This is a genomic window from uncultured Endozoicomonas sp. (assembly GCF_947495845.1).
In the GTDB taxonomy this organism is placed as follows: Bacteria; Pseudomonadota; Gammaproteobacteria; order Pseudomonadales; family Endozoicomonadaceae; genus Endozoicomonas.
Map to the genome: position 1 here is coordinate 139,286 of NZ_CANMAO010000002.1, position 19,108 is coordinate 158,393.

23 protein-coding genes are annotated in these 19,108 nt (G+C 48.9%); 22 read left to right on the forward strand and 1 reads right to left on the reverse strand.

Annotation, left to right across the window (positions count from 1 at the left end; translation table 11 throughout):
* Window positions 1-6: 6 nt before the first annotated feature.
* The 22 genes from Q1B11_RS02415 (at window position 7) to Q1B11_RS02520 (ending at window position 18,843) form a co-directional block, all read left to right on the forward strand.
* Window positions 7-462 (forward strand): terminase small subunit, encoded by a 456-nt coding sequence (locus Q1B11_RS02415; protein WP_299726812.1) that lies wholly within the window; start codon window positions 7-9, stop codon window positions 460-462.
* On the forward strand, window positions 395-1,663 hold the full coding sequence (locus tag Q1B11_RS02420) for a phage terminase large subunit (protein ID WP_299726815.1): 1,269 nt from the start codon (window positions 395-397) through the stop codon (window positions 1,661-1,663). Before Q1B11_RS02415 ends, Q1B11_RS02420 begins: the two co-directional genes overlap by 68 nt.
* Window positions 1,660-3,057 (forward strand): DUF4055 domain-containing protein, encoded by a 1,398-nt coding sequence (locus Q1B11_RS02425; protein WP_299726818.1) that lies wholly within the window; start codon window positions 1,660-1,662, stop codon window positions 3,055-3,057. The genes Q1B11_RS02420 and Q1B11_RS02425 overlap by 4 nt, the downstream gene beginning before the upstream one ends.
* An 18-nt stretch (window positions 3,058-3,075) precedes the next feature.
* Window positions 3,076-3,282 (forward strand): hypothetical protein, encoded by a 207-nt coding sequence (locus Q1B11_RS02430; protein ID WP_299726821.1) that lies wholly within the window; start codon window positions 3,076-3,078, stop codon window positions 3,280-3,282.
* Window positions 3,279-4,328 (forward strand): minor capsid protein, encoded by a 1,050-nt coding sequence (locus tag Q1B11_RS02435; RefSeq protein ID WP_299726824.1) that lies wholly within the window; start codon window positions 3,279-3,281, stop codon window positions 4,326-4,328. The genes Q1B11_RS02430 and Q1B11_RS02435 overlap by 4 nt, the downstream gene beginning before the upstream one ends.
* On the forward strand, window positions 4,325-4,465 hold the full coding sequence (locus tag Q1B11_RS02440; RefSeq protein ID WP_299726827.1) for a hypothetical protein: 141 nt from the start codon (window positions 4,325-4,327) through the stop codon (window positions 4,463-4,465). The genes Q1B11_RS02435 and Q1B11_RS02440 overlap by 4 nt, the downstream gene beginning before the upstream one ends.
* Window positions 4,466-4,576: 111 nt before the next feature.
* Window positions 4,577-5,251, forward strand: coding sequence for a hypothetical protein (locus Q1B11_RS02445; RefSeq protein ID WP_299726830.1), 675 nt, complete (start codon window positions 4,577-4,579; stop codon window positions 5,249-5,251).
* Window positions 5,252-5,257: 6 nt separating this feature from the next.
* Window positions 5,258-6,217, forward strand: coding sequence for a major capsid protein (locus tag Q1B11_RS02450; RefSeq protein WP_299726833.1), 960 nt, complete (start codon window positions 5,258-5,260; stop codon window positions 6,215-6,217).
* A 37-nt stretch (window positions 6,218-6,254) separates the two neighbouring features.
* Window positions 6,255-6,704: a DnaT-like ssDNA-binding protein gene (locus Q1B11_RS02455; RefSeq protein ID WP_299726836.1), complete on the forward strand. Its 450-nt coding sequence runs from the start codon at window positions 6,255-6,257 to the stop codon at window positions 6,702-6,704.
* Window positions 6,701-7,057 (forward strand): hypothetical protein, encoded by a 357-nt coding sequence (locus Q1B11_RS02460; protein WP_299726839.1) that lies wholly within the window; start codon window positions 6,701-6,703, stop codon window positions 7,055-7,057. The genes Q1B11_RS02455 and Q1B11_RS02460 overlap by 4 nt, the downstream gene beginning before the upstream one ends.
* Complete coding sequence (locus tag Q1B11_RS02465) at window positions 7,054-7,461, forward strand: hypothetical protein (protein ID WP_299726842.1); 408 nt, start codon at window positions 7,054-7,056, stop codon at window positions 7,459-7,461. The genes Q1B11_RS02460 and Q1B11_RS02465 overlap by 4 nt, the downstream gene beginning before the upstream one ends.
* Entirely contained in the window at window positions 7,461-7,862 is a 402-nt protein-coding gene (locus tag Q1B11_RS02470; protein ID WP_299726845.1) for a phage tail terminator-like protein, read from the forward strand. Before Q1B11_RS02465 ends, Q1B11_RS02470 begins: the two co-directional genes overlap by 1 nt.
* 25 nt (window positions 7,863-7,887) lie before the next feature.
* Window positions 7,888-8,796, forward strand: a complete 909-nt coding sequence (locus Q1B11_RS02475; protein ID WP_299726848.1) for a phage tail tube protein — start codon at window positions 7,888-7,890, stop codon at window positions 8,794-8,796.
* Entirely contained in the window at window positions 8,796-9,245 is a 450-nt protein-coding gene (locus Q1B11_RS02480) for a phage tail assembly chaperone (RefSeq protein ID WP_299726851.1), read from the forward strand. Before Q1B11_RS02475 ends, Q1B11_RS02480 begins: the two co-directional genes overlap by 1 nt.
* Window positions 9,246-9,280: 35 nt before the next feature.
* Window positions 9,281-9,559 (forward strand): hypothetical protein, encoded by a 279-nt coding sequence (locus Q1B11_RS02485; RefSeq protein ID WP_299726854.1) that lies wholly within the window; start codon window positions 9,281-9,283, stop codon window positions 9,557-9,559.
* A 28-nt stretch (window positions 9,560-9,587) separates the two neighbouring features.
* On the forward strand, window positions 9,588-9,935 hold the full coding sequence (locus tag Q1B11_RS02490; protein ID WP_299726857.1) for a hypothetical protein: 348 nt from the start codon (window positions 9,588-9,590) through the stop codon (window positions 9,933-9,935).
* 63 nt (window positions 9,936-9,998) lie between these two features.
* Window positions 9,999-12,167, forward strand: a complete 2,169-nt coding sequence (locus Q1B11_RS02495; RefSeq protein ID WP_299726860.1) for a tape measure protein — start codon at window positions 9,999-10,001, stop codon at window positions 12,165-12,167.
* Window positions 12,167-12,766 carry a hypothetical protein gene (locus Q1B11_RS02500; protein ID WP_299726863.1) on the forward strand — a complete coding sequence of 200 codons (600 nt, stop codon included), beginning with the start codon at window positions 12,167-12,169 and terminating at the stop codon, window positions 12,764-12,766. The genes Q1B11_RS02495 and Q1B11_RS02500 overlap by 1 nt, the downstream gene beginning before the upstream one ends.
* Window positions 12,763-13,332, forward strand: a complete 570-nt coding sequence (locus tag Q1B11_RS02505) for a DUF2163 domain-containing protein (protein WP_299726866.1) — start codon at window positions 12,763-12,765, stop codon at window positions 13,330-13,332. Before Q1B11_RS02500 ends, Q1B11_RS02505 begins: the two co-directional genes overlap by 4 nt.
* Before the next feature lie 2 nt (window positions 13,333-13,334).
* Complete coding sequence (locus tag Q1B11_RS02510; protein WP_299726870.1) at window positions 13,335-17,150, forward strand: hypothetical protein; 3,816 nt, start codon at window positions 13,335-13,337, stop codon at window positions 17,148-17,150.
* 178 nt (window positions 17,151-17,328) lie between these two features.
* Window positions 17,329-18,321 carry a tail fiber protein gene (locus Q1B11_RS02515; RefSeq protein ID WP_299726873.1) on the forward strand — a complete coding sequence of 331 codons (993 nt, stop codon included), beginning with the start codon at window positions 17,329-17,331 and terminating at the stop codon, window positions 18,319-18,321.
* Window positions 18,322-18,330: 9 nt separating this feature from the next.
* Window positions 18,331-18,843 (forward strand): hypothetical protein, encoded by a 513-nt coding sequence (locus tag Q1B11_RS02520; RefSeq protein ID WP_299726876.1) that lies wholly within the window; start codon window positions 18,331-18,333, stop codon window positions 18,841-18,843.
* Between the two features lie 7 nt (window positions 18,844-18,850).
* Here the strand turns inward: Q1B11_RS02520 and Q1B11_RS20410 are convergent, their stop codons facing one another.
* Window positions 18,851-19,021, reverse strand: a complete 171-nt coding sequence (locus tag Q1B11_RS20410; RefSeq protein ID WP_366139429.1) for a helix-turn-helix transcriptional regulator — start codon at window positions 19,019-19,021, stop codon at window positions 18,851-18,853.
* Window positions 19,022-19,108: the final 87 nt, after the last annotated feature.

Sequence of the window (19,108 nt, forward strand, 5' to 3'; positions counted from 1 at the left end):
TGACGTATGGCAAAGCTATCTCCAAAACAGGAAGCGTTTTGCCGTGAGTACATTGCCAACGGTGGAAACGCTACGCAGGCCGCTATAGCTGCGGGTTACAGCAAAAAGACAGCAACAGTTGTCGGGGCGCAAAACTTAACAAAACTTAATATCAAAGAAAGGCTTCAGGAGCAGCAGAAAAAGGCTCAGGAAGCTTTCACGATAACGGTAGAGCAAAGGCTAAGGATTCTCCAATCTGTTACCGAGTCTGGTCTATCAACATACAAAGATCAGAATGAGAATCTACGGCCTAATAACTTATCAGCGGTTGTCTCTGCGGTGTCTGAAATGAATAAGATGCTCGGAACCACGACAGGCGAAGAGGATACAGCCAAGCCGATACAGGTAGTTTTCAATGTCAGAGAGCCAGTTAAGCCTGAGCAATGCTCAGCATCGCTTTCTGTCGATGGAAAAGAAGTTTAGAGCTTATGTTGGCGGCTTCGGTTCTGGTAAGACGTTTGCAGGCTGTCTTGATCTTTGCACCTTTGCAATGGCTCACCCAAAGCTTGCTCAAGGGTACTTTGCTCCAACGTATCCACTGATACGCGATATCTTCTACCCGACGATTACGGAAGCTGCAGAGCTTCTTGGTATGCGAACTCGTATCAGGGAGAGCAACAAGGAAGTCGATTTATATTTAGGCCGGATTTATTACGGGACGATCATTTGCAGGACGATGGACAATCCAGCAAACATTGTTGGCTTTAAGATTGCCCGCGCTTTGTGTGATGAGCTGGACGTAATGAACGGCAAGAAGGCTGAGCAGGCATGGAATAAAATCATTGCCCGTTTGCGTCTGGTTGCTCCCGGTGTCGTTAACGGTATCGGTGTTACAACCACTCCGGAAGGTTTCAAGTTTACCTATCAGCGATTCAAGAAGCAGCCCGGCGCATCTTATGGACTAGTTCAAGCCAGCACCTATGAGAATCAGGACTTTCTACCTCCGGATTATATTTCTTCTCTGCGTGAGTCTTACCCTGGGCAACTGATCGACGCTTATCTTCTGGGTGAGTTCGTTAACCTGAATGCAGGCACGATCTACAACCAGTTTGACCGCAAGCTAAACCACTGCAACGACAGGATAGAAGGCCAAGAGCCTTTATTCATTGGTATGGATTTTAACGTGGGCAAGATGGCGGCTGTTGTCCATGTAAAGCGGGAAGGATTGCCGAGAGCGGTTGAAGAGATCGTTAACGGATTCGATACCCGTGAAATGATCCAGGTCATTCAGTCAAAGTATGGCTCTGAGCGTTCGATTCTGATTTATCCGGACGCCAGTGGTAAGAACAGGAAGTCAGTTAACGCCTCTGAGACTGATATCAGTTTGCTGGAACAGGCCGGTTTTTCTGTCTGTGCCAATCCTGCCAACCCTGCGGTAAAAGATCGTATCAACGCAATGAACGCCATGTTCTGCAATGCGGACGGTGAGCGGCGTTATCTGATCAACACTGACAAATGCCCTGTTTATACAGAGTGCATTGAGCAGCAGGTATGGGGTGACAATGGCGAGCCTGACAAGTCATCAGACAATGATCACGCTCCCGACGCTGGCGGCTACTTCATCGCTTATGAATATCCGGTTATTCGACCGATCACAAACTTCAACATTGGTTTTGCTTTATGACGCAACAGGTTGATTACTGTCGTATTGATGGCGACAAGCTACGCCTCTGGCAGATGATTGATGATGCTTGCGAAGGTGAGCAGGCAATCAAGAAAGGTGGCGATAACTATCTGCCAAAGCTAAACCGGCACGATATCACTGAGCAGAACACAGAGCGCAACAGTCAGTACAAGCTGAGAGCTTCATACTTTAACGCTACGGGCAGAACTCGCTCAGGGTTGATGGGTGTTGCTTTCGCCAAAGACCCAACGGCTGAACTACCTTCTAACCTTGAGTACCTGACCGATAATGCTAACGGTGAAGGCATAGGGTTAGAGCAGGTTGTTCAGAAAACTCTAAGCCATGTTGCCTCACTGGGCAGAGCTGGCTTACTGGTCGATTACCCTGCAACGTCTGGCAGCATGAGCAAGGCCGAGAGTGCAGGCAAAGGCGCTACCATTCTCCGCTATCATCCACGCCAGATTATCAACTGGGATACGGAAACCGTAGACGGCGTTACCCGTTTATCTCTGGTTGTACTGAAAGAACAATCGACAACGAGAAAGCCTGGGGATTTCAAACACTGCGACAGCATTCGTTACAGAGTGCTTGAGCTGATCGACGGTGTTTATCAGGTTCGTATCTTTGAAAAGTCTCGGAAAGGCTTTGAAGAGGTAGACAGCTTTCTTCCTACGGATGTCAGTGGCAAATATTGGCAAGAGATCCCGTTTACTTTTGTTGGTGCTGAGAATAACGATACTGATTTTGATCAGGCTCCCCTTGCTGATCTGGCGCAGTTGAACATTGCCCACTATCGCAACTCAGCAGACCTTGAAGAAGGTTCGTTTATCGCTGGCCAGCCAACACTGGCAATGATTGGCCTGAATCAAACATGGTATGACAACAACATCAAAGACCAAGTGTATCTTGGTGTTCGTGGTGGTATTGCCCTGCCTACTGGTGCTGATGCGAAACTGCTGCAGGCAAGCCCGAACAGCCTCCCCCTTGAGCTGATGAAGCACAAAGAGGAACAGATGATTAAGCTGGGTGCGCGTCTGATGTTGCCCGGTGTTAACGTCACCGCCACAGCAACCAACAGCAGCGATAAATCAGCTTATTCTGTTCTGGCTCTCTGTTGTGCCAACGTATCAGCAGCCGTTACCAAGTGCCTGCAATGGTGCGCTCAATACATGGGCGTCACTGGCGATACTTGGTATGAGATCAGCCGAGACTTTGTGACCGCTCAGTTAACGGCTCAGGACTTACTTGCACTGGTTCAGCTTTGGCAGTCCGGCACTGTTGCCAAGTCAGACATTCGGGCTTTGCTGCGTAAGTTTGAAATCGTTGATCCGGAAAGAACGGACGAAGAGATAGACGCAGATCTTGAAAACGAGCCGGTTCCTTTATCGGCGTAATTCATCCATAATTATCTGATGGAAAACGTATCTGACCTGAATGCTCGGCGAGAGCAGAAACGACAAAAGACGCTACCGAAGCTAACACCCAACGGTACTTGGATTCCTTACGACGGAAGGGTTCAGCTCGTCTGGAAGTGCGGCTGCGGTTCGTCGTTGATGCAAGTCGTTGAAGGTATCGGTACTCAGTGCGTTGTCTGTGAGACTGTCGTCATGCCTCTATGATTGATAATGCGATCAAGTTTCAAACCCTCATAGAACAGCTCAAATCCTCAGAAGCCACCAATCAGAATAAAGTCTTTAAGATGCTCCAAAAGGAGTTAAGGGCTTCTATTGCTGCGGCTGAGAATATTGATACCAAAGCTCGCTTAAAGGCTCTGCAGAAAGAGCTTGAGCAAGCAATGTCTTCTATCCTGGGCGATTACGCTACAGAGCTGAATAACCGGCTTGAGCTGCTGGCACCAGAAGCGGCGAATATGGAAATAGCCGCGCTATCGTCTGTTGCTCCTGAAAGCCTGACATTTGCAACGGTGGACGCTTCTGCACTGTGGAGCAAAACCCGCAACCGGGCTTTAATGGTCAAAGGCTATAGCGGTGAGCTGCTGCTAGAGTCGTTTATCAAGGATTGGATCAAGCCAGAAATACAGCGAATCAATAACGCTGTGACTCAGGCTTACCTTGAAGGCCGAACAAACAGAGAATTGATTGACGCCATTCTTGGCACCCGGTCAATGCAGTACAGAAACGGAATGCTTGAAACCTCTCGGCGCTCTGCTGATGCCATTGCCAGAACAGCAATACAGCACGTTGCCAGCACTACCCGACAGTTAACGTGGGAAGCGAATCAGGATGTGATAACGGCTTACCAGTTCAATGCAACTTTGGACAGTCGAACTTCTGCAACCTGCCGCTCTCTGGATGGTCGTGTATTTGATTTTGGTAAGGGGCCAACGCCTCCGCTTCATATTAGATGCCGGTCTACAACGATTCCTGTTTTGTCTGAAAAATACGACTGGCTCTCAGAAGGACAAACAAGAGCCTCTAAGGGCGGTTATGTCTCGGCTGATGAATCGTACTACTCATGGTTAAAAAGACAGCCTGAGAGCTTTATTGATGGCGTCTTGGGTAACGATAGAGCGAAATTGTTTAAGAATGGTGGTCTTAATGCTGATCAGTTTGCAAAGTTGCAGCTTGATAAGAACTTTCGACCACTGACGCTTGAGCAGATGCGCGATATTGCTCCTGAAGTGTTTAAGCGGGCGGGATTGTGACTCAGAAAGAACGGATTATTGGCTTCCTGAGAGGCTTGATAGATAAAGCTCAAAGTGAGGCCAACTTTCAAGACTGGCAGAATTACAGCGAGCTTTTGAAATACTGGGAGCAGCGTCTTGAAGTTGTGACAGCTTAACCAATCAATAAATTCAATTCGTGACTTGTCACGCTAAAACGAGCCTCGGTTATCCGGGGCTTTTTTGTATCTGCTGCAAGGCGGCAAACATCAAACGACCAAGGGTTAATGATGCTCAAGTTTAAAGTTGATTCACTGGAAGGCATGGAAGAAGCAACAGCAGCCATGTACCAGAAAACAGACAGCGGCTACCAGTTAGCGGTTGATGGTCTGCCAGAAATGGAAGACACCAGCGGCCTGAAGGCTAAAAACGCTGAATTGCTGGCAAAGCTCAAGGAGCAGAAAGACGCCAAAGCAGCAGCAGACAAAGCCGCTCAGGAAGCAGCAGACGAAGCAGCTCGTAAGTCTGGTGATGTAGCTGTACTGGAAAAAAGCTGGTCTGAAAAGCTGGCAGCCCGTGAAGCTGAATTGACAGCAATCAACGAAGGCATGAGCAATAGCCTTAAAACCATGCTGGTTGATAACGTAGCTCAGGCAATGGCAACAGAGATTAGCGTTTCTCCTGCCTTGATGATGCCGCATATCAAAGGCCGTTTATCTGTAGAGATGCAGGACGGTAAGCATGTAACCCGTGTACTCGATGCCGAGGGCAAACCGAGCGCGGCAACCATTGACGACCTCAAGAAAGAGTTTGTCAGCAACGAAGCTTATGCACCGGTCATCATCGGCAGCAAAGCAAGCGGGGGTCAGGCTCCCAGTTCCAACGCTCAGGGCGGTGGAAATACACAAGGCGGCTCTATGAAAGATCGCGCCTTGCAATCTATCAAGTCCAAAAACTGGGGTTAAACAACCATGGCAACTCTCGAAATTTTCAATCGCCAGGTGCGCGACACTGCAACCGAAATGGTTGATCAAGAAGTACAGAAGTTTAACGAAGCTTCTGGCGGTGCGCTCATCATGGGTAACGAGTCCGTTATCGGTGATTACGTTGAAGAAGCAAGCTGGGCGGCAATTGCTGGTCTGGCTGCTCGTCGTAATGCTCACGCTGATAAGGCCGTGACTGCGGTTGAGCTGAACCAACTGCTCAAGCGTTCCATCAAAGTCGATGGTCGTATCGGGCCGGTCAAGATGACTGACACCCAATACCGTCGAATCGGTGCCAGCGTTGAAGAAGTGGCGGCGATCGTATCCGCTCAGGCTGCTGAGGGTATCATCCGCGATCAGCTCAATACTTCTGCTGCTGCTGCCAAGGCCGCAATCGGTTCTGTTACAGAGCTGGCTCACAGTGTCGCTACTGCCGGCGGTGTTCCTCTGACTCTGGCAGAGCTGAATCGTGGTAATGCCAAGCTGGGCGACCGTTCTGCTCTGATCACTGCTTACCTGATGCACTCTATCGGCTTCCATGAGCTGATCGGTGAAGCACTGAACAACGACAACCGTCTTTACACTATCGGAGACATTAACGTCTTTGATGGCGGTTTGGGTCGTCGTTATGTGGTGTCTGATATCCCTGCTCTGGTTGAAGATGAGCTTCTGCATACTCTCGGCTTGGTGGCTGGCGGTGTTGCGGTGCAGGCTTCTGGTCTGACTTCCTTTGTCACCACTGAAACCACCGGGCGCGAAAACATCCAACGCATGATGCAGGGTGAGTATGAGTTCATTGTGGGCGTGAAAGGCTTTCAGTGGGCTAAGACTGACGTCAACAGCCCAACGGATGCAGCGATCGCCACTGCAGCCAACTGGAAGAAGATCGCCACCAGTCACAAAGACTGTGCAGGCGTTCTGATCACCACTGGTAAAACCGGCAGCTAACCGGAACGGGGGCGGGTTAACCGCTCCCGATTGACTCATGCCATACGCAACAGTTGAACAGCTCAGGGAATACGCCACAGCCAGAGGGCTAAGCGTGCCTGAGTCTGAAAGTGATTGTCTGGAATTGTTGACCGTGGCGCATGACTGGCTAGAGGTGCAGCAGTACAAAGGCTCTCGCGCTGATCCGATGCAGGCTGATAGCTGGCCTCGCAGTGGTGCGGTTTTCGATGGCTTTTATCTGCCCTCCGATCAGGTGCCGGCGCTGATTATCAATGCTGAGTGTCAGCTTGCCATTGATAGCCAATCGGTTGATTTACTGCCAACGGGCGAAGGCCGAGAAGTTATCAAGGAAAAGGTAGAGGGTGCTATTGAGATGGAATACGCCGAAACCGGCTCAGGTGCGGTGATACCGCAACCAACTAAAGCCAAGGCAATGATTCGCCCTCTTCTGCTGACTGCTTCCGGCTTTATGGTGTCGCGCCGATGAGTAAGTTCTATCAGGACAAAGCTCAAACCGTTATCAAGCTGCTGAAGAAGTTCGGGCAATCCGTTGTTTTGCTTCGGGAAACGAGCGGCGGCTTTGATCCGGTTGAAGGTAAACCGATTCCAGGCACTACCGAAGAACTGACGTTTAACGGTTTGCTCACTTCGTACAAAAGCAGCCTGATAGATGGATCCACCATTGTTCAGGGTGACAAGCTGTTATTACTGGATACCAGTCACAAGCCCCAAAAAGGCGACAAGGTGAGATCAGTTGATGGTGACTGGCAGATTGTCAGCATTGATGAAGTTAACCCGGCTGGCGTTCCTCTGGTTTATCAGGTGCAGGTGAGGCGATGACCAAAAAGAGCTTTTCCGGTGTCGTCAGCTCGTTCAAGTCAGATGCTATCGCTGCCTGCGGGGATACTCGCAAAGCGGCAACCATCGAGCTATTCAAGAGCGTGATTCTTGATACTCCGGTTGACGAAGGTCGTTTAAAGGGTAACTGGCAAGCGACAACCGACAACCCGGCAAGCGGTCAGCTTGATATCTATGACGGGAACGGCGGCGGTACAGTAGCTCTTGCAGTCAAAGCGGTTAATCAGTCAAACGACGATCAAACGCTATACCTCACCAACAACCTCCCCTATGCGCTGGCTATTGAGTACGGTCACTCTGATCAGGCACCAAAAGGAATGGTCAGGCGCAATATGGCGAGAATCAGCAGTCTGATTCGTAAAGCAGTCAAGGAGAATAAAATCTAATGCTTTCTCCTGTTTATTCCGCTCTCAGCAGTCATTTAACCGGGCTTGATCTTGGCTTGCCGATAGCCTGGGAGAATGTAACACCTCCCGATAAAGTTGGCGCATGGCTGGCGGTAATGTTTATTCCTGCTGAAACTGTCGGCTCAACGCTGGGCGATGGTGGTCTTGATGAGTCAACAGGCTTCTATCAAGTCGATGCATACGCGCCTACCGGTGAAGGCTGGGCAGAGCTTCACAGCTACGCTGACCAAGTGCAACGGCACTTTAAAAACGGCCTGCTTCTGAGTCACAACGGGCAAGCAGTACAGATAACCAGCTCAAGCCGCACTGGTGGCAGAGTAGAAAACGGCTGGTATCGGCTCACTCTCACAATCAATTGGCGTTCGTACTCTCAACGCTGATCTTTCCCTTACAGGATTATTAACAATGACCATTGCTACCGGTGCGCGTCATTCGATGGCGTATGTGGCAGAGCCTTCCTATGGGCAAACACCAGATACACCAGAGTTAAAACCGATTCGCCACACTTCAACCTCGCTGGCTCTCAGTAAAGAGACAATCCAGTCTGAAGAACTGCGCTCTGATCGCCAGCTTGCAGCTTTCAAGCATGGCAACAAACAGGTTGGCGGCGATATCAGTTTTGAGTTCAGTTATGCCAGCTTTGATGATTTCCTTGAAGCGGTGTTGTGCGGCACCTGGGCAAACGATGAACTGAAAACCGGCGTTACCCGTCGAAGCTTTACCATTGAACGACACTTCTCAGACATTGGGCAGTATCACCGCTTCACGGGTGTAGAGCTTAATGCTCTGAGCCTGTCCGTTGCGCCTAATGCCATGGTAACAGGTACGCTAACCGCCATCGGTAAGGGCATGGCGACTGATACCGCTATCGTTACCGGTGCAACCTATGACGCAGCAACCACCAACATTCCTTTTGATTCGTTCTCGGGTGGCCTGACGGTTAACGGTGCTGAGTCCGGTGTTGTTACCTCCATCGAGCTATCGCTTGAAAACGGGCTTGAAGCTCTGTTCGTGGTTGGCTCTGATGAAACATTGCAGCCAAGTATCGGGCGAAGCAACCTGACCGGCTCCATGTCTGTGTATTTTGAAGACAGCAGCATGGTTGATCACTTTATCAATGAGACAGAGCTTGCGGTTGCTTTCACTCTGGCGGGTGATGGTGGTAGCTATACGTTTACCTTGCCAAGAATCAAGTTTGGTTCTGGTGCGCCAGAGGTGAGCGGAACGGGGCCAGTCGTTCTGAGCATGGAATTTCAGGCACTCTATGACACAACCGAGCAAACTAACCTGAAAATTGTAAGGGCTGCAGCGTAATGACTCCGGAAGACTTCTATACAAAACCGGCCTGTAACACGCCTCAACGCTTAAAGCTTTACACCATTGACGGTGCTGATTCCGGTGAATGGATAGAGGTCTACGGCATTGATTCTGATGCTTATGAGGCTGCACTGGCTGAGACTCAGCAGCAGCTTCTGGCGATTGAAGTAACTACGAGCGTTTACAAGACGAAAGCGCTGGAAGGCGGCAGCACTCCTACTGAAATGGAGAAGGCCGCTAATGATCTTTTGCAGGTTTCACAGGATCGGCAAGCAATCCTGAAAAGCCGAGAGCTGGAAACCAAAGCCGCGCTTGTGGCTGGCTGGTCATTTAAGAAAGAGTTCAACAAAGCGAATGTTATGGAGCTGCTACGCAACTCTCCGGCAATTGCTCAGAGTTTGGATAGCTTTATAACAAACCGGCTGAACTTTCTTAAAAAAAAATAGACCGGCTTATCAAGTGGGCTGAAGCTGAGGCGGTTTTGATAAAGCCGCCAAAAGGCGACAAAAGCCCGTTAAAGGCTCACTTGCTCAAGGTATACGAATCTACAGGGATAAAGCCAAAACAGTTACAGGAGCAGCCAGAAAAGCCGTCAGAGCTTGAATATATTATTGGTTGGTTCTACTCGCTGCACAATGCGACAAAAGGCGCGATTACTTACACAGAGATTTACCACTGGGCAAAGCTGACCAAGGTCAATATAAGAGCCTGGGAGGTTGCAGTTATACAACGACTGTCGGTAGCATTCAGCAGGATATAATTTCTATTTGTACTGAATGGACAATTCAATGAAACGATTCTGTATTTTGCTTATTGCTGCTGTTTTGGCTGGCTGTACTACTACCTCTGAAGTTGGCAGGCCGATCAATCAGGTTTCTGTTGCTCAAATCGAAAAAGGCAAAACCACAAAAGAAGATATTTTTCTGGCCTTTGGTCAGCCTTATTCAACCATGAGTGATAGTGAAGGCCGTGAAACATGGCTGTATATGTATGGGCAAAGCAGCTACAGCATGTTTAATCCTGCTTCTATGGAAAGTACGGGTTCATCTCTGACAGTTGTTATGAAAAACGGCGTTGTAGAAAGCTACGCTACTGCGGGAACGGTATTGCCTGAAACCAAGGTAACAACGCAGTAATCACAAACAGCAAAGATTTAAACAAGCCCGGTCTTTACCGGGTTTTTTTATGCCTGGTGAAACATGAGCGAAACAGCCAACTTACAGATTCGCGTTGAGTCGAAAGGCACAAAACAGGCCGAGCGCGAACTAAAAGGACTTGAAAAACAGTCAGCCAGAACCGAGCAGGCATCAGACAAGCTGGCTGGATCAGTCAAGGCTGCAGGTGGTGCCATTGCTGGATATTTCACAGTGCAGGCGGCTATTGGCGTTTTAAAGACTGCTGACAGTTTTAACCTGTTGCAAAAGCGAGTCGAGCGGCTTGCTAACAGTGCAGTGGATGGGAAGGTTAAATACAAAGCCCTGACTGATATCGCAATCAAAACAGGTTCAGACCTTAAGACAACTATCGGGCTATGGGAAAACCTTGATCAAACCCTTGGCGAACTTGGTAAGTCCGATGCTGACATTATCAAGCTGACTGAAAACCTGAATAAGCTTGGCATTATTGGCGCGTCTTCTTCTGAAGAAATGTCTGCAGCTATGCGCCAGTTTGGGCAGGCAATGGCTGGCGGTGTTCTGAGAGCTGAAGAGTTCAACAGTATCATTGAAAACACTCCGGAAGTTGCCCGCGCCATGGCTCGCGGTATGAATATGAGCATGGGCGAAATGCGTGCAGCCATGCTGGATGGCGAGCTGACTGCTGATAAGGTGTTTGAAGCTTTAATGTCTCAAACCGAGTACGTCAATGAAGAGTTCGGCAAAATGCCGCGCACCATTGGTCAGGCATCCGAAGCACTGACCACCAACTTCGGTAACGCTGTTGCAGAGCTTGATAAACAGATTGGCGGTTCTTCGTTTTTCGTCAAATTCCTTGATGCCTTGTCAGAGACAGCCAGTGACGTCGGTGAAGGCTTTAAAAACTGGGATGTAATGACCGCTCAGGCTTCATTGAATCGCCTCAATATTGAACTGACAAAGCAGCAAGACCTTGTAAACAACCTCAAACAAACTGTTGAAGATGGCGGTATGGGTGGGCTGTTTGCTCAGGGCAGGCTTGATGAAGAGTCTCAAAAGCTCGATGAAATCAAGGCAAGGGTAGCGGATACCAAGAAGCTACTGAAAACCGAGCAAGACAAAGTGGCGGTTGATGTTGAAATCTCCACAACCAGCACAGAAACCAGCATCAAGAAAACCGGTGGCAGCGATACAGGCGCTCAAGACAAGGAAGACAAAGAGGCAGAAAGGGCGGCAAGGCAGCTTGCAATGCAGAAAGAATCGGCCTCTCAATGGCTTGATACCATCAAGCAAAGAAACCTTGATGAAGTAGCCCTTCTGGATGAAAAAGAGCAGCAGGAATTAGCAAAGCTCGATTCATACCGAGAGCAAAGACTGATCAGCGAGCAAGAATACTCTGACGGAATGATTGCCATTGGTAACAATTATTCGGCGCAACATGCAGAGCTTGCTGAAGCAAGGTTAGAAAACGATAAATCAAACCTTCAGCTATTCATAGAAGACGCTGAAGCACAAATGCAAACCTTTGAGGGTATGTGGGGCAATGTCTTCACAAACTTTACCGAAGGGTTTGCCAACGCAACGGCTGATGCCATTGTTGACGGTGAAGACTTCGGCGATGCCATGGCAGGAGTCGCTTCAGGTCTAGCCAAGTCAATGATTGCAGCGTTGATTGAGATCGGCGCTCAGAAAGTCGTGCTTGCTGCACTGGAAAAGACGCTGGGCTTAACTGCTGCAACGGGTTATGTGACGGCTGTCACTGGTGAGGCGACCGCACAAACGGCAATGGCTGCGCTTAATGCGTTCACCTCTACAGCGGCTATTCCAATAGTCGGCCCTGCTATGGCTCCGGCAGCGGCAGCAGCAGCTACGGCAGCAGCAACGCCAATGGCAGCATCGGCAATTGCTGCGGCAAGCTCAACTCTGGCGGGCAGTCGCTCCCACGGTGGTCAGGTAATGGGCGGCTCTTCTTATCTGGTTGGTGAGTTTGGCCCCGAAGTCTTAACGGTTCCCGGTAACGGTGCAGGCTCGGTTACGCCAAATCATAAGCTGGATCAGGGCGGCAAAGGTGGCGTTAATGCCATTACCCTATCGCCTCAAATCGTTGTCGAGTCCGGTGCGAGTCAATCCAATGATGAGTATCTGGCTGAAAACATATCGGCTCAGGTGTTCAACATGATTCTGAGCGATCTTAACGCGGGTGGCGTTCTCTCAAGATCAATACGAGGTCGGTAATGGCTGATATTTATAACTGGCCTAGCGAGCTTATACCTCAAGAAAATGAGTTCTATCTTGAGGCGGTAACTCGCTTTTTTGAGAGTCCGTTTACTGGTGATTCTCAGACAATGGAAGTTCCCGGCGCAAAGTGGAAAGCAAAGCTCAAATTTTCAAAGCTTGGAGCTGAGAGGCTGCGGTTGCTTGAAATTACGTTGCTTCAGCTCAGAGGTGCGGCTAACCGGATCAAGATTACCGATCACGCCATAGCTAGAGCTGGCGTTGGTGGTAATGCTACGGTTGACGGTGCTGGGCAGTTGGGGCGCGTTCTGATGGTTAAGGATGCAACGCCATCTGTTGAGTACCTGAAAACCGGTGATTACTTTGAGGTTAACGGTGAGCTTAAACGCATGATTGCTGATGCCTTCACAGATAGCTATGGAAAAACTTCATTGCGATTTGAGCCAGCATTGCGAAAAGCTCCACCCAATAACAGCCAGGTAATCACAGATAACCCGTCAGCCATTTTCAGGCTTGAAAAAGATTCAGGCAGTAAAACTCAGAGGCAGTCATTGATAGGTAATGTGACGCTCAACTTCGTAGAGGTTATACGTCAATGACAACGCCATTAGAAACAGCCTTGGCGCGTGATGATGTGCGACTGGCTTTTGCTGTTGAAATCCAATGGCCTGAGATAACCGCTCGATTCCATACCAGTCTTGGTGATCTTACTCTTGATGGAATGACATTCTCAGGTGTTGGCGCTCTTGGAGAGATCGGAACGATTAAGGAAAACTCCGGTAATTCTCCAACTCAGATAGATATCACCTTATCAGGCTTTGACGACTCGCTACGAGGTGAGGTGATGCGTGCTCGATACCATGGGCGGCCTGTAACTGTCTGGCTTGTGTCGTTGGATGATGATCATCAGCCAGAAGCTTCTGAGATTGTTTTTAGAGGCAAGATCATTGACGCAAAGGTCAAGACGGGAAAGCAGAACTCTATCAAGGTAAAGGCCTCAAACCGCTTTGAAGACTGGGATAAAAAGCGTTCTGACCGGTTTAACGATGAGTCACAGAATGCCAGGCATCCGGGCGACCGTGTTTTTAAGTACGTATCTGATACAGCAAAGCGAGAAATAACCTTTGCTGGAAAGAAAACAGAATTTAATTTGAGAGCAAGTTAATTATGCTGCCTTCTGTTGTTGATAGCGTGGTCAGTGCCAGTTCTGCCCCTTCTTCGCTGCTGATTAATTCCGTTATGGGGTTTTCTTCTCCTGCTGCGGTATTGAATCCGGGCAGGAAAAGCAGCAAAGGCACAGCGCCAGAACATCGGCGGCAGGTTGTGCGCGGCGCGATGATTCCCATGGTTGGGGTTCTTGGTAAAACGCTGGTTTCTGGCGTTGCTGTTCATGCTACTGGTGTCGGTGGATGGCTTCATGTTGTGCTTGCTCTGGCTGGTCACAAATATTCAGGAAAAGCCGTTATCAATGATGCTCCCTATTTCCTGAAAGATGAGCACAAGATCAATCTGACTCGCAGATCAACGGCGGGAGGCTCATATTTTACCTATAACGGAAATGGGATAAATATTGCTGTCTACGATGGTGGGCAAACCGATGTAAGCCATTTACCAACTCTGCAATCTGCAGGTTGGTCAAATGATATGATCGGCAATGGAATTGTTCTTGCACATATCCATCTTAGAGATGACAAAAAGCTCTATCCAAACGGTTTCCCTGAATTTTCTTTTCTGCTTGATGCTTCAGAGCGCATAGATAGTCAGCAAGCCCCTTCACTCTCATCTGATGTGATATTGCGGTATCTGAGAAACGATCTCGAAGCAGCAGACTTAGAGATTGACCTTGAATCATTTGAAGCTGCAAGAATTGTCTGTAATGAGCCAGTAGTTACAGCGGCAGGTGCAAACGAAAACCGTTATACGGCTGGCGGCGCTTATGATTACGATGAGGCACACTCAGAAATATTAGAGCGGCTATTGCAGACTTGCGGCGGCAAGCTGGTTTATCAATACGGTAGATTTTCCCTCTATGTGGCAACCTATTACGGCGAGCCTGTTTTAGAGCTGACTGAGGCTGACATTATTGGCGATGTCGAAATAACGCCAATGCCTGAACGTAGAGACCTTGCCAACATTATCAAAGGCTCTTATACCGATGCGCTTTCAGGCTACCAGTCTGCTGATTTTCCAGAGGTGGGCAGCGAGCGTTACTTGCTGGAAGATGGTGAAGAGCTTGAGGACGACTTTGACCTTGAGTTTGTTCAATCTTCAGATCAGGCACAGCGGCTTGCATCGTTGGAGCTAAACCGGCATAGACTGCTGACACTGAAAGCCCCTTTTAATTTTCGGGCTTTTCCTGCAAAAGTTGGGCGCATTATTCGGCTGAATACGCCAACTATCGGCTTTAATCACCCCTTTATGGTGGAGTCTTGGGAGTTTGATACCAAGAAAGGCGTTGCTCTTACTTTGCGAGAAGACTTCGCTGAATTGTGGGGCGACTACATTGGTGCGGTTCCATCAAGACCGCCATCAACAACGCTGCCAGGTGCAGGCGATATTGACCCACCTTCTAACGGGCAGATTGCAGAATTTCAGCAGTTCGGTGACTGGATAGCAGAGCTTACTTGGAGTCATCCTTTCCCCGGATCGGTGCAACGCTACTATGTGACTGTTGACCGCATGAAAGCTGATGGCGAAAACTGGATAGCTGAAACAGTCGCAAGCGGTGAAACTACTTCAACTCGATACCGTTTTACTGTGCCTACTGACGGTCAATTCAGAGCCATTATCACGGCTGAAAATGCTTACGGTGTGGTATCTGATCCTTATGAGTATTGGTATATCAGCTCGATTCCAACATTGGAAATTACCGAAATCTCAGCAGAGTCAGTTGATGTTACAGCTTATCCTGCAAGAGCTTTGATCAAGTGGCAGGTAGAAAGGCTGGACTCCTTTGACCTTGATACGGTTATTTTTACGGTAGAGACTCGACCTTTCTCCGGTAATGCTTGGCTACCAGTCACAAAAACAAGTTCTGTATCTTGTTGGGTTGAAGGCTTGGCGCATGGTCAGCATGAAATCAGGGTAAAGGCAGAGCCGCCATTTGGATCAGTGACCGGCTGGCGTGTTGGCTCATTTACTGTTGAAGCTGTCACAGTTCCAGTAAATCTAAAAGTGGATCCAACAGAGAAAGACTCAACGACAGCAGGCGTTTTGAGCTGGATGGGTGCAGGACAATCATTTGATGTTGAGATGCGTAAAAATGGCGTCCTATGGGCAGGTGGTAGCGTGTCTACTCGTGAGTGGCAGGTGCCAGCTTGTGAGCCTGGGGTTTATTCGCTGAGGGTTCGTGCTCGTGCGGGTGATGTGGTTTCTGATTTTGCTGAGCTTGACTGGAAGAGCGCAGAGCTGCCAGCACCAAAAAACCTTGTCTTCAATGTAACGCCACAGAATGCAGCATCATCCGGGCTTGTCTCTTGGCAGTCTGGCGGCGCTTCTCAGTTTACATCAGGTTATGAGCTTCATTTGATTGATAATGCAGGCAACATTGACCTGAGAACGATTACCCAAGGTACAGAGTATCTGTTACCTGTCGTATTGCCGGGAGCTTATACCGTTAAGGTAAGAGCGGTTTCAACCTCTGGGGCGTATTTCTCCCCATGGGCAGAAGATAGCGGCAGTATTTCAGGGTTAATGGCTCCAAAAGACTTGAAAGCGGTTGAGTCAATTGTGGGCGCAGGCGCAACACTTCAACAATCAATAGCAGTTAGCTGGAAGGCTGGTGACGATCTGGCGCAGTCTTACGAGCTGGAATATCGGCTATTGTCGTCTGATGAATGGTCAGGTGGTTATTCTGGTGCGGCTACCAGTGCAATACTGACGAGCCTTGCTCCCGGTGACTATTATTTTCGAGTTCGGGCGCGTCTTGCAGGTGTCTCATCGCCTTACGCTCAAACATTGGTGACAGTGCAGGGCTTGGAGCGTGCGCCAGACAATATTACAGGCGCTCAGTTTCGGGCTATCTCTTCAACCATTGCCTTGCTCTCTTGGGATTTAATGAATGATCCAACGGTGTTGACCGGTGGCTCTATTCAGGTGCGTTGGACTTATCACACTGGCAGTGCGGCAACATGGGAGGCAGGTGTAAAACTCACTGATCGCTTGCCGGGTAACGCTACGCTTGCCAATGTTCCGTTGTTGTCTGGAACGTATATGGTCAAGGCTGTAAACGCTTTCTCAAAATGGTCTGAAACGGCGGCAATAGTGGTATCCAATCTCGGCAATATGCTCAACTACAACCGGATTGTAGAGCGTGACGAGCCTAAAACATGGCCTGGTGAAAGTCATGGCGTTGTTATAGATCAAGGTACGCTGACGTTAAGCGGTAGCGGTGCATATTATGTGATGGATGAGCCTATCGACCTGAAGGCAGCCTTTACTGTTCGTCTAACCCTGCAAATGGATGGATCAGTTTACTTGCCCGACCTCATTGATGATCGAACGGATAAGATAGACGACTGGCCTATGTTCGATGGTCAAGACCCCGGCAACACTTCATTGATTTATGAGGTGTCGCAGACTGATGATGATCCTGCCAGTAGTTCGGCTAAATGGTCTGAATGGACTCAGTTTCTTGTCGGTGAGTTCAGGGCAAGAGCCTTCAGAATTCGCGTATCGCTGTCTACTGAAGATGAAAGCGCAGTTGGCACCATTGCAGGCCTGAAGCTGATTGCTGATGCTCCCGACAGGATAGAGCGCGGCGTTGGCATTGCCTGTCCTGCTGCTGGTTTGTCCGTTAAGTACAATCGGGCGTTTCTGGCTCCTGCTTCTGTTGGCATAACAGGCCAGGGAATGCAGGCCGGCGACAGGTTTGAGCAGAGTAACAGCACTGCTGAAGGATTTGATATTAAGTTCTTCAATAATGCCGGCTCAGCCATTGCCAGAACCTTTGACTACTTCGCTATCTCCTACGGCGAACAATAAACCTTTCTCCCTTCCCATATTGCCCGGTTCTTACCGGGCTTTTTTTGCGTGGATTTCCATGGTTGATTACTACATAGATAACCAGTCTGGCGCATTGGTCAGGGCTGAGCTAAACGCTTTATTTGCTGCCATTCGATCCAGCAACGCGAATAGCGCAGCTCCCGCTACTGTTGCCGGTTTGATCTGGTTTGAGACAGATACAAATACCTTCTGGGGGCGTAACTCTGCAAACGATGCCTGGACAAAGTTTTATACAACTGACAAGAAGCCAACAAAGGTCGAGATTGGGTTGGGCAATGTTCCCAACTATTCGGCTACTGGTAGCCTGACAGATGGCAGTGCAAACAAGCTGGCTACTGCTGCAGCTACAAAAGCCCTGCAAGACAACAAGCTTGATAAAACGGCTACCGCTCCAAACTCAGCAAAGCTGAATAATCAGTCTGCCAGTTTTTACGCAACTGCTGACCACGCTCATACGCCTTCTGATATTGGTGCGGCTCCTGCCAATCATAATCACAGTGCTTCTCAGCTTCCAAAAGCAAGCCCTACAGCTCAAGGTGTAGTCCAGCTATCAAACAGCACAACTGGGAAATCAGAATCAAAAGCAGCTACAGAATTAGCGGTAAGCCAGGCAAAGGCTGAGGCCATCGCTTCAAGTGTGTTTCCCGGCTTTATTGGGATGTTTGCTGGTACTGAAGAACAAATAGAACCGGGATGGCAGCTTTGCAATGGTCAGGGTGAAACATCTAACGGTATACCGATTCCAAATTTAAAAGACCGGTTTGTTATTGGTGCGGGTGGTGGCTATGACGTGGGAGCGACTGGAGGAAGTGTTAGTGCTACAACCGCAGTAGCGGGCAACCACTCACACACTGTTTCAGTAGGTAATACCACCCTATCGTCGACTCAAATCCCAGCACATGGACATGCTGTAAAGGGCTACAGACTAAACTCAACAGGCAACTACTACATAAAGGGCGTAGTAAACGACGGGTTTAACCAGTCAAGACCGGATAACAATTATTCCGGTGTTTCGAACGTTTCAACCTATAACGCTGGTAATTCAGGTTCACACAATCATAGTGGTATTTGTGCTGATGGTGGAAATCATTCACATACGGTTTCCACAATGTCGCCCTATTACGCGCTTTGTTACATCATTAAACTTTAAGGGGTAACGATGGATATTCAGCGACTAACCGTTATCACAGATGATCAGCTCGTTGTTGTTGATAATTACAGCGAAACAATGCCGCTAGACCTGCCCGAAGAAATACATGCCATCCAGTGGCAGGCAGGTAAAGGTGAGGTCGAATACCTGGATGGCCGGCCTAATAAGCCGTTCACTGACTTGGCTCCATTTATGGAGTTGATAGAAGATCATGCAAGAAGAAAGGCAGAGGCGTTAAAACCACCTGAGCCGCCTACTGGCGAAGAGCTTGCTGAAATAAAGAAAGGCTGGCGAAACAGTGAAATTCAGAATGTTGCTCAACGTATCGACCAATACAAAAACGATAAGGATTTTGGCGGCAACACCTTTCCTTATCAGGTCAATGGAAGCAAAGAGCAAGCGGCTCTCCAGCTAAACTCATACCGGCTTGACCTTATCACTTGGACAGATCAGCCAGGCTTTGAAGAAACAGAGCCACCAAAAGCCCCGGAGTTCTGGAAGCCTGCACCTTACTGGTGGTAGCAGTAAATCAAGTTTTCCAGCCAAGCAATTCATTGGGCGAAGTGTCAAGGATGACGCAGAGCTGACAGAACTTATCAAGCCTTGGTAATGCCTTACCATATACCCACTTATGAACAGCAGGCTGAGATACGTCCAGTGATTTGGCTATCCTTCTCTCGCTGATCTTCTTCCGTGTCATTGCTGCCAGTAATTGCCCTGGGAACTGATGGCACAAAACAAACACCTATTATTTTTCGAGTATCACTCAATAACCTGAGGTTATACT